This window comes from Arthrobacter sp. DNA4, from assembly GCF_024362385.1.
Taxonomy (GTDB): domain Bacteria; phylum Actinomycetota; class Actinomycetes; order Actinomycetales; family Micrococcaceae; genus Arthrobacter.
The window spans coordinates 2,817,310-2,831,628 of the sequence record NZ_CP101466.1; the positions used below are offsets into that span (position 1 = coordinate 2,817,310).

Genomic DNA, 14,319 nt, shown 5'->3' on the forward strand with positions numbered 1-14,319 from the left:
GAATCAGGACGTAGCCATTGTAAGCAGACCGGCCAATCATACGTGGCTCCGCACGGACGTACCCTTGCGGAGGAGCGGCTTTCGGCGTTTCGGCCGGTGTGTCGCGTTAGTCTTCCAGGTCCACTTCCCGGACCATCTCAGCGCCGATGCCGGCCTTGATCGCGTCCAGCACCTGCTGGGGAACGGAGCTGTCGATGGTCAGCAGGGCCAGGACCTGGCCGCCCTCGTTGGAGCGGGCCACCTGCATGCCGGCGATGTTGATGTTGTTCATGCCCAGGATGTGGCCGATGGTTCCGATGACGCCGGGGCGGTCGGTGTAGGCAACCACCACAAGGTGCTCGCTGATGGGGATTTCCACCTCGAAGCCGTTGATGCCCACGAGCTTCTCGATCTGCTTGGGGCCGGTCAGGGTGCCGGCCACGGAGATCTGGCTGCCGTCGCTGAGGGCGCCGCGCAGAGTCAGGACGTTGCGGTAGGACTCGGTCTCCGGCGTGGTGATCAGGCGGACGTTGATGCCGCGCTGCTCGGCGATGACGGGCGCGTTGACGTAGGAAACCTGCTCGGTCACGACGTCGGCGAAGATGCCCTTCAGTGCCGCAAGTTCCAGCACCTTGACATCGAGGAGGAAATTTCGTACCACTTCGACGTCGAACTGCGTCAGGGACGCGTGGGTCAGCGCGGTGAAGATCCGGCCGAGCTTCTCGATCAGCGGGATGCCAGGACGGACGTCGGGGGCAATGACGCCGCCGGCGACGTTGACGGCGTCCGGGACCAGCTCGCCCGCGAGGGCAAGGCGGACGGACTTGGCCACGGAGACGCCGGCCTTTTCCTGGGCTTCGTCGGTGGAGGCGCCCAGGTGCGGGGTGACCACTACATTGTCGAGCTTGAAGAACGGCAGGTCGGTGCTGGGTTCCTTGGCGAAGACGTCCACACCGGCGCCGGCGATTTCGCCGTCCTGCAGGGCCGTGAAGAGCGCTTCTTCGTCGACGAGGCCGCCGCGGGCCACGTTGACCACGTAGGCGGTGGACTTCATCTTCTTGAATGCGTCCGCACCAAGCATGCCCACGGTCTCGGGGGTCTTGGGCATATGGATGGTGATGAAGTCGGACTGGGCCAGGAGCTCGTCCAGGGTAACCAGCTGCACGCCGAGCTGCGCGGCGCGGGCCGAGGTGATGTAGGGATCGTAGGCCAGGATCTTGGTGTCGAAGCCCTTGAGGCGTGCCGCCACCAGGGCGCCGATGCGGCCCAGGCCGATGATGCCGATCTTCTTTTCGAACAGTTCGATGCCGGTGTACTTGGAGCGCTTCCATTCGCCGTCCTTGAGGGCGGCGCTGGCCTGCGGGATGTGGCGGGCCAAGCTAAGGATGTGGCCCACGGTGAGTTCCGCGGCGGACACGATGTTGGACGTGGGGGCGTTGACCACCATCACGCCGGCCTGGGTGGCGGCCTTGATGTCCACGTTGTCCAGGCCCACGCCGGCGCGGGCGATGACCTTCAGGTTCTTGGCCGCGGCGATCGCTTCGGCGTCCACCTGGGTGGCGGAGCGGACCAGGATGGCATCCACGTCGCTGATCGCCGAGAGCAGCTGGGAACGGTCGGCACCGTCGGTCTGTCGGATTTCAAAGTCCGGGCCAAGGGCCTCGACGGTGGCGGGGGAAAGTTCTTCGGCGAGCAGTACTACGGGTTTTGACACGGCTGATCCTCTGCGTTGCAGTCCTGGGGATGGAAACAAGTCTAGGCCGACAGAAAGGCCGGGCTCACATTGTTAAGTGTGAACCCGGCCTCACCATTGGGGTCTATGCGGTTGCGCTGGCAGCCTTAGCGGGCTGCGGAGCCTTCCACGTAGTCCACGTCCTGCTGCTGCCAGGAGAACAGGGAGCGCAGTTCGCGGCCAACGGCCTCGATGGGGTGCTGCTCAGCCTTGGCGCGCAGTTCCTTGAACTCGACGGCGCCGTTGTCCTGGTCTTCGATGAAGCGCTTGGCGAATGCACCGGACTGGATGTCGGCCAGGACGGCCTTCATGTTTTCCTTCACCTCGGGGGTGATGACGCGCGGGCCGGAGACGTAGTCGCCGTACTCTGCAGTGTCGGAGACGCTCCAGCGCTGCTTGGCGATGCCGCCCTCCCACATGAGGTCAACGATCAGCTTGAGCTCGTGCAGCACCTCGAAGTAGGCGATCTGCGGCTGGTAGCCGGCCTCGGTCAGGGTCTCGAAACCGTACTGGACCAGCTGGGAAACGCCGCCGCACAGCACGGCCTGCTCGCCGAAGAGGTCAGTTTCGGTCTCTTCGGTGAAGGTGGTCTTGATGACGCCGGCGCGGGTGCCGCCGATGGCCTTGGCGTAGGACTTGGCCAGCTCCCAGGCGTTGCCCGATGCGTCCTGTTCGACGGCGATGATGTCAGGGATGCCGCGGCCGGCTTCGAACTCGCGGCGCACGGTGTGGCCCGGAGCCTTCGGGGCAACCAGGATGACGTCAACGCCTTCCGGCGCCTTGATGTAGCCGAAGCGGATGTTGAAGCCGTGAGCGAAGGCCAGGGCCTTGCCGTCGGTCAGCTTGTCCTTGATGGAGTCGTTGTAGATGGCGCGCTGGTGCTGGTCCGGCGCGAGGATCATGATGACGTCGGCCCATTCGGCGGCGTCGGCAACGTTCTTGACCGTGAAGCCGGCGTCCTCGGCCTTGGCGGTGGACTTGGAGCCGTCCTTCAGTGCGATGACGACCTCGACGCCGGAATCGCGCAGGTTCAGCGCGTGGGCGTGGCCCTGGGAACCGTAGCCAACGATGGCAACCTTGCGGCCCTGGATAATCGACAGGTCGGCGTCGTCGTCGTAGAACATTTCAGTCACTTGCGTAACTCCTCTTGAGTGGTTGTAGATAGTGGTCTTGCGGTGCTGCGGTTACGGGCGCGTGGTCCCGCCTGGACGCAAATGCCTAGGCGGAGCGGAGCGCCCGGTCACTCATGGAGCGGGATCCCCGTCCAACGGCCAGGGTGCCGGACTGCACAATTTCGCGGATGCCGAAGGGCTCCAGCACTGAGAGCAGGGCTGTGAGCTTTTCGGGGTGGCCGGTGGCTTCAATGACGACGGAGTCGGTGGAGACGTCGACCACTGAGGCGCGGAACAGGTCTGCGGCCTGGGTTACCTGCAGACGTGTTGCGGCATCCGCACGTACCTTGACCAGGATGTGGTCGCGCTGTACGGAAGATTCTGGGGTCAGCTCAACGATCTTGATGACGTTGACCAGTTTGTTGAGCTGCTTGGTGACCTGCTCGATAAGGTCGCCGTCGGCGTCGACCACCACCGTCATGCGGGACACGCCCGGCACTTCGGTGGGGCCCACGGCCAGGGAGTTGATGTTGAAGGCGCGACGGGCGAAGAGGCTGGCCACGCGGGTCAGGACGCCGGGCTTGTCCTCAACCAGGACGGAAAGTGTGTGGCGGCTCATGCTCAGTCTTCCTCTTCCCATTCCGGGGTCATGTTGCGGGCAACCTGGATCTGGTCGTTGCTCACGCCGGCGGGCACCATTGGCCACACCATGGAGTTGGGGCTCACCACGAAGTCGATGACCACGGGGCGGTCGTTGATTTCGAGGGCCTTCTGAATGGTGGCATCGATGTCTTCTTCGCGTTCAACACGGAACGACGCGCAACCGTAGGCCTCCCCCAGCTTGACGAAGTCCGGAATGCGGACCGTGTCATGGCCGGTGTTGAGGTCCGTGTTGGAGTAGCGGCCCTCGTAGAAGAGGGTCTGCCACTGCCGCACCATGCCCAGCGAGGAGTTGTTGATGACAGCTACCTTGATGGGGATCTTGTTGATGGCGCAGGTGGCCAGTTCCTGGTTGGTCATCTGGAAGCAGCCGTCGCCGTCGATGGCCCAGACCACGCGGTCCGGGTTGCCCACCTTGGCGCCCATGGCTGCCGGTACGGCGTATCCCATGGTGCCGGCGCCACCCGAGTTCAGCCAGGCGTGCGGACGCTCGTACTTGATGAACTGGGCGGCCCACATCTGGTGCTGGCCCACGCCTGCCACATACACGCCCTCGGGGCCGGTCAGCTCGCCGATCCGCTTGATGACCTTCTGCGGTGCGATCAGGCCGTCGTCCGGTTCCGTCCAGCCCAGCGGGTAGGTTTCCTTGAGGTTGTTCAGGAAGGCCCACCAGGTGGTGAGGTCAGGGGTCCCGGAAGCATCGAACTGGCTGCGCACGGCCTCGGTCAGTTCCGGGATGATCTCCTTGACCGACCCGACGATAGGCACGTCAGCGGTGCGGTTCTTCGAGATCTCGGCAGGATCGATGTCGGCGTGGATGACCTTGGCGTTGGGCGCGAAGGTCTTCAGCACGCCGGTGACGCGGTCATCGAAGCGGGCACCGAGCGTGATCAGCAGGTCTGACTGCTGCAGGGCCGTGACGGCGGAGACGCTGCCGTGCATGCCGGGCATGCCGACGTGCTGCGGGTGGGAGTCCGGGAACGCGCCCTTGGCCATCAGGGTGGTCACCACCGGCGCGCCGGTGGCTTCGGCGAGGGCGAGCAGCTCGGCTGAGGCATGTGCCTTGACCACGCCGCCGCCCACGTACAGCACAGGCTTGGTGGACGCGGCAATGAGCTTGGCCGCTTCGCGGACCTGCTTGTTGTGCCCGCGGGTCACCGGACGGTAGCCCGGCAGGTCGATTTTCGGCGGCCAGGAGAAGGTCATCTGGCCCACCTGGGCATCCTTGGCAACGTCCACCAGCACGGGGCCGGGGCGGCCGGTCGATGCCAGGTGGAAGGCCTCTGCCATGACGTGCGGGATGTCGTTGGGGTCGGTCACCAGGAAGGAGTGCTTGGTGATGGGCATCGTGATACCCACGATGTCGGCTTCCTGGAACGCGTCGGTGCCGATCACGCCGCTGGATACCTGCCCGGTGATGGCCACCAGGGGCACGGAGTCCATGTGGGCATCCATGATGGCGGTAACGAGGTTGGTGGCGCCGGGGCCCGAGGTGGCGATGCAAACGCCCACCCGCCCGGTGACCATGGCGTAGCCTTGCGCGGCGTGGTAGCTCCTGTTCGTGACGGACCAGCACGTGGTTCATGGTGGAGGCCATCAGGGGGTCGTAGGTGGGCAGGATCGCGCCACCAGGCAAACCGAAAATGTCGTCGACGCCGAGTTCTTCGAGCGAGCGGACGATTGCTTGCGAGCCGGTCATCACCGTCGGGGGTACGACGTTGTTCGGCCCAAGGACAGGAGAGACGGCAGCAAGGTCGGCGACGACGGCGGCATGGTCAGCCGTCCGGTCGGCGCGTTCCGGAGCCTTGGGGGCTCCAGCGGACTTGGTGGCCATCAGCGAGGGGCTGATGGGCGATCCTTTGCTCATCGGACTCTTCCTTGTGGATCTTCTCTGGTTTTGGAACTGGTTTGGAACGGTGGGAATAAAAAAACCCCTCGGCCTGGCGGCTTGGTGAGGGGTTTGCGCGTGACTGTTTGTTACCAGGGGCTAATGTGCCACGCGCTTGGTAAGGACGACGACGATGCCGGTAACGAAAGTCATGCGTTCAGTTTTCCCTCTTGGTGAGATGGGTGTCAACGAGCAACAACCCTATCTCACCATGTGGACGACGCTGTCCACCCTTTGATCCTATCCCGCCGGATCAGCCGGTCCAGGCGCCTTGGCTGGCGCTGTGGACCAGCTTGGCGTACTTGGCGAGCACGCCCTTGGTATACCGGGCCGGGAGCGGCTCCCAGCCCACCTTGCGGGCCTCAAGTTCCGCCCCGTCCACCAGCAGGTCGAAGGTGCGCGCGGCGATGTCCACCCGGATCCGGTCGCCGTCCTTCACGAAGGCGATGGGGCCGCCGTCGACCGCTTCCGGTGCCACGTGGCCGATGCACAGGCCGGTGGTGCCGCCGGAGAAGCGGCCGTCGGTGAGGAGCAGGACATCCTTGCCGAGTCCCGCGCCCTTGATGGCGCCGGTGATGGCGAGCATCTCGCGCATGCCCGGTCCACCCTTGGGACCTTCATAGCGGATGACGACGACGTCGCCGGCCTTGATCTCCCCCTTGTCCAGGGCGTCCAGGGCGCCCTGCTCCCGCTCGAAGACCCGGGCGGTGCCTTCGAAGACGTCGGCGTCGAAGCCGGCACTCTTCACGACGGCGCCTTCCGGGGCCATCGAGCCGTGCAGGATGGTGATGCCGCCGGTCTTGTGGATCGGGTTGTCCAGGGCGCGCAGGATCTTGCCGTCAACGTCCGGCGGATTGATCGCCGCAAGGTTCTCCGCGACGGTCTTGCCCGTGACGGTGAGGCAGTTGCCGTGCAGCAGGCCGGCGTCGAGCAGTGCCTTCATGATGACCGGCACGCCGCCGATCCTGTCGACGTCGGTCATGACGTAGCGGCCGAACGGCTTGAGGTCACCCAGGTGCGGGATCCTGTCGCCGATGCGGTTGAAGTCGTCCAGGGTGAGTTCCACCTCTGCCTCGCGGGCAATCGCCAGCAGGTGCAGGACGGCGTTGGTGGAGCCGCCGAAGGCCATGGTGACGGCGATGGCGTTCTCGAACGCCTCCCTGGTCATGATGTCGCGGGCCGTGATGCCCAGGCGCAGCAGGTTGACCACCGCTTCGCCGGACTTGCGCGCGAACTCATCACGACGGCGGTCCGCCGAGGGCGGTGCGGCGGATCCGGGGAGTGACATGCCCAGGGCCTCACCGATGCAGGCCATGGTGTTGGCCGTGTACATGCCGCCGCAGGCACCTTCACCCGGGCAGATGGCCTTTTCAATGCGGGTGAGGTCCTCCATGCTCATCTTGCCGGCAGCGCAGGCGCCCACCGCTTCGAAAGCGTCAATGAGGGTGACTTCCTTTTCGGAGCCGTCCTCGAGCTTGACCCAGCCGGGCATGATGGACCCCGCGTAGAGGAAGACGCTGGCAAGGTCCAGCCGGGCGGCGGCCATAAGCATGCCCGGCAGGGATTTGTCGCAGCTTACCAGCAGGACGGAGCCATCAATCCGCTCGGCCTGCATGACGGTCTCCACGGAGTCGGCGATAACCTCGCGGGAGACCAATGAGAAGTGCATGCCTTCGTGGCCCATGGAGATGCCGTCGGACACCGAGATGGTGCCGAACTGCATGGGGAAACCGCCGCCCGCGTGGACGCCTTCCTTGGCGCCCTGCGCCAGCCGGTTCAGCGAAAGGTTGCAGGGGGTGATTTCGTTCCAGGAACTTGCCACGCCCACCTGGGGCTTGGCGAAGTCGTCATCGCCCATTCCGACGGCCCGGAACATGCCGCGGGCGGGGGCCGCGTGGATGCCGTCGGTGACGACGCGGCTGCGGGGTTTGATGTCCGGCTTGTTTCCGGTTGTGGTCTGGGCGTCGCTCATGAGGGAAAGTCTAGGGCTCGGATGCTGCCTGAACGACCTCCGGCGGCCGGACCCGGGGAAAATCCCGAAAGTTGCCGGGCCAACCGATGGACGGGGATCTCATAGTGTGAGACGCGGACGACGTGGCATTGCACTTCAGTGCACCGGCCCGTGTTTTCACCAGGCCCTGTCCGGCGTGCCGCGGCATGTCTGGACAGCAGTGGTGACCCGACGTAGCGTCGGGGACAGGACACCCGCCACCTGTAGAGAAGGGCCTGCCATGGACATTATTTTCTGGATCATCCTCATAGTCGTCGTCGCCGTCATTATTTGGTGGCTGGTCAACCGCAACAAGTCCGCCAACGCGCCGGGGGGATCATCGGCCGGCGCGACGACTGATCGGCCCCGTGCCGATGGAGCCCTCGAAGGGGGCAGCGCCGCGGCGTCGGCCGCGGCTGCGGGGACCACCGGCATTCCAACAGCTGCCGGATTCGGAAAAGCCGCAGAACCGGCAGCGCCCGCCACGGCCGAAGAGCGGCCGACTCGTCCGCCATGGCCGCCAAAGCCACCGGACACGACGAACAACGGTCACATGATCTGGAGGCAGACCAAAACGCAGAACAGGCCAAATGGGAAACCCAGTGGTCCGAGGCTCCGGGTCCCGGTCCGGCTCCTCCGTTGCCGGTGGGGCCGCAGCCGCCCAAGAGGTCGCGCCCCACCCCGGGACCAATACGGACGCACAATCCGGACAGGCAGCCCCCGCAGCGTCCCGCCCCGTCCACCACGACGAATACACGGCCCCCCACGCCCCCACGCTTCCCGGCGCCGAAACAGCTGCAGTGGAGGGCGTGGACGACGCCGGCACGGCAGCCGGCGGACGGCCCATTGGCCAGGCGCCCCAGCACGTGGCAGACAGCTACCGGGCAGCAGACCAGCACGAGCCCGCGCCGGTCTCCGGCGGCAGCCTTGGCGACGCCGGCGATGCCGAAACGCTGGAGCGCGCCCAGTCCTCCGCACTGGTGGAAAACGGCGCGGACCACCACCAGCCGGCCGGCCAGGGACAGGACGCCGTTCAGGGATTCGCGCAAGGATCCGCCCCGGAGCATGGCACCACTGCCGCCGAGCCTGCCGGACACCTTGCAGCCGACGAGCCCTACGGCGCAGGCTCGGCTGCGCCGGGCCCTGACGGCAGCGGACCGGCGGACTACACGGTCAAGGGCGATGCCGCCGCAATGGTCTACTACGAAGAAGGACATCCGGACTATGAGCAGACCCGGGCGGAAGTCTGGTTCGAATCTGCCGCGCATGCGGAGGCCGCAGGCTTCCGCGCTCCACGGCGCAGACGGCTCTAGCAGGAGGAAGGCCCGCCGCATTGCGGCGGGCCTTCCTTGCCTGGCCCTGTTCCTGGTGCTGGCAGCCTGCACGGGCACGCCAGGGCCGCCTGCACCAGGCACGAACCCTGCCGGCGCGGACACCCCGCCGGGAGCCGCCGTCGCCAGCCCCGCTTCCCCGGCCACGGAATCCGCCGGCACAGCCCCCGTCCCCGCCGCACCCGCCGTGCAGGACCGGTTGGAGCTGCAGTTGGACACGCCCTGGGCAGCGGTATTCCTCCCCGATGGCACCGCCGTCATTTCCGAGCGCGGGACCGCACTGCTGAAGGCCGTTCGGGACGGCACCGCCACAACCATCGGGAAAGTGCCCGACGTGGTGCCCGCAGGAGAGGGGGGTCTGCTGGGCCTGGCGCTTTCCCCGCATTTTGAGGCTGACCGCTCCCTTTATGCCTACACGACCACCAGGGAGGACAACCGGGTGGTCCGGCTTACCGTCGAGCGCAGCGCTGATGGTTCACTGACGCTGGGCCCGCCGCAGACCGTCTTTGCGGGAATACCCAAAGCCGGCACCCACAACGGAGGCAGGATCCGGTTCGGCCCGGACGGGTTCCTGTATGTGGGCACCGGCGACGCCCAGCGCCGCGAGCAGGCCCAGGACCCCGCCGCCCTGGGTGGGAAGATCCTCCGGCTCACCCCGGACGGCGCCCCCGCGCCCGGCAACCCGTTCGGGAACGCCGTCTACAGCCTTGGCCACCGGAACGTCCAAGGCCTGGCGTGGGACCAAGCAGGCAGGCTGTGGGCCAGCGAGTTCGGACCGGATGTGGACGATGAGCTGAACCTGATCCTCCCCGGCGCCAATTACGGCTGGCCGGAAGTCACCGGCACACCGCACCGTACCGGCTTTGAGGACGCAAAAGTCGTTTGGCCCTCCACCCGCGAGTCCTCCCCCAGCGGGCTGGAGATCTCCGGGGGTATCGCCTACCTGGGTGCACTCCGGGGCGAACGGCTCTGGGCGGTGCCGCTCAAGGGCACGGAAGCCGGACAACCTGTGGCCTATTTCACAGGTCAGTACGGCCGGATCCGGGACGTCATCCGGGCACCCGATGGCAGGTTGTGGCTGCTCACAAACGGCAAAAACCCTGATTTTGCGCTGGTTTTGCGACTCTCACAGTGATTCAGGACCCCACAGGAGGGCCGATTTCACTTGCACCAAAAGTTCGTGTAGAGTTTCATGTCGTTGCGGAGATCAACGGGAAAGAAAAAGCCCGGGGATGGAAGCAAATAAGATGCACCTCTAGCTCAATTGGCAGAGCAATTGACTCTTAATCAATGGGTTCCGGGTTCAAGTCCCGGGGGGTGCACCACTGGGAAAACAGCCTCCGGTTTGTGGAAACACAGACCGGGGGCTGTTTTGTTTTGCCGGTCCACGTCATCCATTGCTGAGTACATGTCGTTTTCACGACTCAAAACGGCCGGTACGCAGCAATCGATGATGGCCGGGCACAAAAGGCCGACGGCGGGCGGCGGCCGGGCACAAAAGGCCGACGGCGGGCGGCGGCCGGGCACAAAAAAGCGCGGCCCTGGTTTTCCCAAACCAGGGCCGCGGTTGGCTTTGCTGCCTTCAGCACCAACGGCTATTTTGCGATGTTGTCCATGAGGGCTCCGGCGTTGCTGGGCGTCGTGGAGAACTGGCTGGCCAGTTCCCGGACCACAGCTTTGAGTTCCTGGCGGAGCAACTCAGGGTCGATCGAGGCCGATGCCAGGACCGAGCGCTCCATCTCCACGGCCTGGGCAACGGCTTCCTTGCCCTGCTCGGTCAGCGACACCACGTGGCTCCTGCGGTCCGAGGTGCTGCGCACCCGGGCAATGTGGCCGTGGGACTCAAGGCGGCTGAGGGTCTTGCCCATGGTCTGGGCCTGTACGCGGACGTACTGGGCAAGCTGGGCCTGGGTCATGGGTCCTTGCGCGGCAAGGACCTCGATGGCGATAACACCGGCATGGGTGAGGCCGATGGCGCCGAGTTTTTCGTTCCAGGAGTGCTCAACGAGTCGCGCAGCAGTGGACAGAAGGCGCCCTGTGGGCCAGTGATCCATATCAGGCATAGCAGCAAGTATAGCCAAATGCCGATTAGCACTCGTTCCACCTGCTTACTAGGCTGTTGTGTCCGCCCGCAACAAGGAGAAAAACAATGGCTGAAAGACTCGTTACCGGCGACAAGGCACCGGCTTTCACCCTGCAGGATTCCACCGGCAAGGACGTCAGCCTGGCCCCCCGGCCCGGCCGCTCCACCATCGTCTACTTCTACCCGGCAGCCTCCACTCCGGGCTGCACCAAAGAGGCGTGCGACTTCCGGGACAGCCTTGCCTCCCTGCAGGCTGCTTACTATGACGTCCTGGGGATCTCCCCCGACCCCGTCGACAAACTGGCAAAATTCGCGGACAAGGAGTCCTTGACGTTCCCGCTGCTTTCGGACGCCGACCACGCCGTGGCCGGGGCCTACGGCGCCTGGGGTGAAAAGAAGAACTACGGCAAGACGTATGAGGGCCTGATCCGGTCCACCATCGTGGTGGACCCGGACGGCAAGGTGGCACTGGCCCAGTACAACGTCCGGGCCACCGGCCACGTGGCCAAACTCCGCAGGGACCTCAACCTGGACGCCTGATCTGTTCCGCGCCTGCCCCGCCGCCAAACCCGGGGCCCGGCCCGGGCGTGGCCGCAGACCCCGCTACAATGGACACTGGCATCCGTCGTCGAACATCCTGTCTGGGTGTTCACGGCAGGACGCCGAGCGCGAGTGGTGAAATTGGCAGACACGCAGGATTTAGGTTCCTGTGCCTTCGGGCGTGGGGGTTCAAGTCCCCCCTTGCGCACACTGGATCCCCCGGCCCCCGGCCGGGGGATTCCTGCGTTAACACGCCGGCCGTTCCACCGCCAGTTTCTGCCCCGAATAGAAAAACTCCGAAGATCCACCCATCCGCCGCCGCCCACCCGGCGAATAGCCATTGAGACACCAGCCAAGGGCAGGTGCCCACCCCAAGGCAGGCTGCACGCCACGAACATACAGTCCGATGGCGGCAGGCAAACGATCCAAGGAGAACCCAAATGCAGACCTTCAAGCGCACCACTTTCACCGTCGCAGGCGTTGCAGCGGCCGCTCTGCTCAGCCTCACGGCATGCGGCGGTTCCGGCAGCACTTCCGGTTCCTCGGCGTCGTCGGCGCCGATGTCATCCGCCCCCAGCTCGAGCATGGCGTCCCCGTCCAGCTCCAGCATGGCGTCCCCGTCCGCAAGCTCCTCAGCAGGAAGCATGGACCCCGCCGCCAACCTGGTTGGCCCCGGCTGCGCCGCCTACGCCCAGCAGGTCCCCACCGGCGCAGGCTCGGTGGAGGGCATGGCCCTCGATCCGGTCGCGGTCGCAGCCTCCAACAACCCCATCCTGACCACGCTTACCGCGGCAGTTTCCGGCAAGCTGAACCCCAAGGTTGACCTGGTGGACACGCTCAACGGCGGCGAGTTCACCGTGTTCGCACCGGTGGACGACGCCTTCAAGAAGATCGACCCCGCCACCATCGAAACGCTGAAGACGGACGATGCGCTGCTGAGCAAGATCCTCACCTACCACGTAGTCCCCGGCCAGATCACCCCGGACAAGATCGCCGGCACGCACGCCACGGTTGAGGGCGGCTCCGTCACCGTGACCGGCAGCGGCGACAACCTCAAGGTGGACAACGCCAACGTGGTCTGCGGCGGCGTCAAGACCAAGAACGCAACGGTCTACCTGATCGACTCGGTCCTCATGCCCAAGTAAGCCCTCTCCCCGCCCCCCAACACAGGGCCGGGTCCGCCGGTAGACCGGCGGACCCGGCCCTGGCGCGTCATGTGCCAGCCTGGGGCCGGTCGCAAGCCCGGTCCTCTAGACTGGTCCCGGCCCGCAAGCGGCGGAGCCGGCAGCATCCAGAGGTGATAAACGAGTGCCCAGCAGTACATCGCGGCGGACGGTCATCAAGGCCGGCGCCGTCCTCATGGCGCTGGGCGTGACGTCGTGCACGGGCATGCCGTCCCCCTCCCCCACGTCCGGCACGCCCAGTTCCCCTCCGGCCGAGCCCCAAGCCACCTTCAATTTCGGCACCGCGGCCCAGCCCCTGGGCCTGGACCCGGCCCTGTCCAACGACGTGGAATCCCAGCGCATCACCCGCCAGATCCTCGAATGCCTGGTGGGTGTGGACCAGACCACCGGCAAACCCACCCCGCTGCTGGCAACCGAATGGAACGAGTCCAACGAGGGCCGGACCTACACTTTCAAGCTCCGCACCGGGGTCACCTTCCAGGACGGCACCCCGTTCAACGCCGACGCCGTCTGCGCCAACTTCAACCGCTGGTTTGCTTTCCCTGCCGAGCTGCGGAAGCAGGCTCCCGGCAGCTCCTTCAAGGGCGTGTTCAAGGCCCACTCCGACGAGCCCGGGCTTTCGATTTTCAAGAGCTGCACCGCGTTGGCACCTGACACGGTACAGATCGACCTCACCCAGCGATTCAGTGCATTCCTCCAGGCACTGACCCTCCCGGCCTTCGCGATCGCATCCCCGGCCGCCCTGGCCTCGGGCAAAGCGGACGTCCTGGACCAGAACCGGGGCGGCCAGGCCATGTCGGCGTTCGCCACCAAACCGGTCGGTACCGGGCCCTTCACCCTTGCCGACTGGGGCACCGACAACGTCACCCTCGCCAGCAACAAAACCTACTGGGGGGACCGCGGCCAGATCGCCACCATCAACTTCCTGGCCTACAACCACCCCCAGACCCGCCTCCAGGCACTGCTGGACGGCACGATCGATGGCTATGACGCTGTCACCGTGGGAAATTTCGACCAGCTGGTCAAGCGCGGCAAGCAGATCGTGCAGCGCGACCCGTTCTCCGTGATGTACGTGGGCATGAACCAGGACATCCCCATACTCCAGAACCAGAAGATCCGGCAGGCGGTGGAGCTTGCCATCGACAAGGAAACGTTGATCCGGAAGTTCTTCATCGACAACACCGCCAAGGCCACGCAGTTTGTCCCGCCCAAGATCAGCGGCTTCAACAATGACGCGCCGGAACTCGGACACGATCCCGCCAAGGCCAAGGACTACCTGAAGGAGGGCGGCTACGCCGGCGAGGAACTGAAGTTCTACTACCCCATGAACGTCACCCGGCCATACCTGCCCACCCCCGAAAAGGTCTATGCCGAGCTCAGCCGCCAGCTCACCGCCGTCGGCTTCAACATCCGGCCCGTGCCGGTTGACTGGTCCGACGGCTACCTGCAGAAGGTGCAGTCGGCCGTCGACCATGCCCTCCACATCCTTGGCTGGAACGGCTCCTACTCCGACGCCGACAACTTTGTGGGCCCCCTCTTCGGAGAGAAAAACGGCGAGTTCGGGTACCAGGATCCACAGGTCTTTTCGAAGATCAACCGCGCGCGGGGGCTCCCTGACGGGAAAGAGCGGGATGAGCTTTATCACACCATCAACGCCCAGATCGCCGCGACGGTGCCGGCGGTTCCCATCGCCTTCCCCATCTCCGCACTTGCCTTGTCAGACCGAGTACTCAGCTACCCGGCTTCCCCGGTCTTAAACGAAGTTTTCACGAAGGTCCAGCTAAAGCCTTGACGGCCCGGGCCAATTTCAGTATGCGGGC

At 65.5% G+C, this 14,319-nt stretch carries 10 protein-coding genes, 2 tRNA genes and 1 pseudogene; 7 read left to right on the forward strand and 6 right to left on the reverse strand.

Going from position 1 to position 14,319, the window contains the following annotated elements; all coding sequences use genetic code 11:
* Nucleotides 1-106 precede the first annotated feature (106 nt).
* The 5 genes and pseudogenes from serA to ilvD form a co-directional block, all read right to left on the reverse strand.
* On the reverse strand, nt 107-1,693 hold the full coding sequence (gene serA, locus NMQ03_RS12975; RefSeq protein WP_255172537.1) for a phosphoglycerate dehydrogenase: 1,587 nt from the start codon (nt 1,691-1,693) through the stop codon (nt 107-109).
* 125 nt (nt 1,694-1,818) lie between these two features.
* The gene (gene ilvC, locus NMQ03_RS12980; protein ID WP_255172538.1) at nt 1,819-2,844 is read right to left on the reverse strand and encodes a ketol-acid reductoisomerase; all 1,026 of its coding nucleotides are present in this window, start codon (nt 2,842-2,844) and stop codon (nt 1,819-1,821) included.
* 85 nt (nt 2,845-2,929) lie between these two features.
* Nucleotides 2,930-3,442: an acetolactate synthase small subunit gene (gene ilvN, locus NMQ03_RS12985; RefSeq protein WP_043453275.1), complete on the reverse strand. Its 513-nt coding sequence runs from the start codon at nt 3,440-3,442 to the stop codon at nt 2,930-2,932.
* Nucleotides 3,443-3,444: 2 nt separating this feature from the next.
* Nucleotides 3,445-5,350 (reverse strand): annotated as a pseudogene (locus tag NMQ03_RS12990) (acetolactate synthase large subunit).
* A 274-nt stretch (nt 5,351-5,624) separates the two neighbouring features.
* Nucleotides 5,625-7,343, reverse strand: a complete 1,719-nt coding sequence (gene ilvD / locus NMQ03_RS12995) for a dihydroxy-acid dehydratase (protein WP_255172539.1) — start codon at nt 7,341-7,343, stop codon at nt 5,625-5,627.
* 608 nt (nt 7,344-7,951) lie between these two features.
* On the opposite strand from ilvD, the gene NMQ03_RS13000 reads away from it, so the two are divergent.
* The 3 genes from NMQ03_RS13000 to NMQ03_RS13010 all read left to right on the forward strand — a co-directional run bounded on the left by NMQ03_RS13000 (nt 7,952) and on the right by NMQ03_RS13010 (nt 10,017).
* Nucleotides 7,952-8,674 (forward strand): hypothetical protein, encoded by a 723-nt coding sequence (locus NMQ03_RS13000; protein ID WP_255172540.1) that lies wholly within the window; start codon nt 7,952-7,954, stop codon nt 8,672-8,674.
* Nucleotides 8,628-9,827, forward strand: a complete 1,200-nt coding sequence (locus NMQ03_RS13005) for a sorbosone dehydrogenase family protein (RefSeq protein WP_255172541.1) — start codon at nt 8,628-8,630, stop codon at nt 9,825-9,827. The genes NMQ03_RS13000 and NMQ03_RS13005 overlap by 47 nt, the downstream gene beginning before the upstream one ends.
* Before the next feature lie 114 nt (nt 9,828-9,941).
* A tRNA-Lys gene (locus tag NMQ03_RS13010) sits at nt 9,942-10,017 on the forward strand.
* Nucleotides 10,018-10,287: 270 nt separating this feature from the next.
* Here the strand turns inward: NMQ03_RS13010 and NMQ03_RS13015 are convergent.
* Complete coding sequence (locus tag NMQ03_RS13015) at nt 10,288-10,746, reverse strand: MarR family winged helix-turn-helix transcriptional regulator (RefSeq protein ID WP_255175607.1); 459 nt, start codon at nt 10,744-10,746, stop codon at nt 10,288-10,290.
* A 95-nt stretch (nt 10,747-10,841) separates the two neighbouring features.
* On the opposite strand from NMQ03_RS13015, the gene bcp reads away from it, so the two are divergent.
* The 4 genes from bcp (at nt 10,842) to NMQ03_RS13035 (ending at nt 14,291) form a co-directional block, all read left to right on the forward strand.
* Nucleotides 10,842-11,315: a thioredoxin-dependent thiol peroxidase gene (gene bcp / locus NMQ03_RS13020; RefSeq protein ID WP_255172542.1), complete on the forward strand. Its 474-nt coding sequence runs from the start codon at nt 10,842-10,844 to the stop codon at nt 11,313-11,315.
* Between the two features lie 126 nt (nt 11,316-11,441).
* A tRNA-Leu gene (locus NMQ03_RS13025) sits at nt 11,442-11,523 on the forward strand.
* A gap of 232 nt (nt 11,524-11,755) precedes the next feature.
* Entirely contained in the window at nt 11,756-12,460 is a 705-nt protein-coding gene (locus NMQ03_RS13030; RefSeq protein ID WP_255172543.1) for a fasciclin domain-containing protein, read from the forward strand.
* 163 nt (nt 12,461-12,623) lie between these two features.
* On the forward strand, nt 12,624-14,291 hold the full coding sequence (locus tag NMQ03_RS13035) for an ABC transporter substrate-binding protein (protein WP_255172544.1): 1,668 nt from the start codon (nt 12,624-12,626) through the stop codon (nt 14,289-14,291).
* The last annotated feature ends 28 nt before the right edge of the window (nt 14,292-14,319 follow it).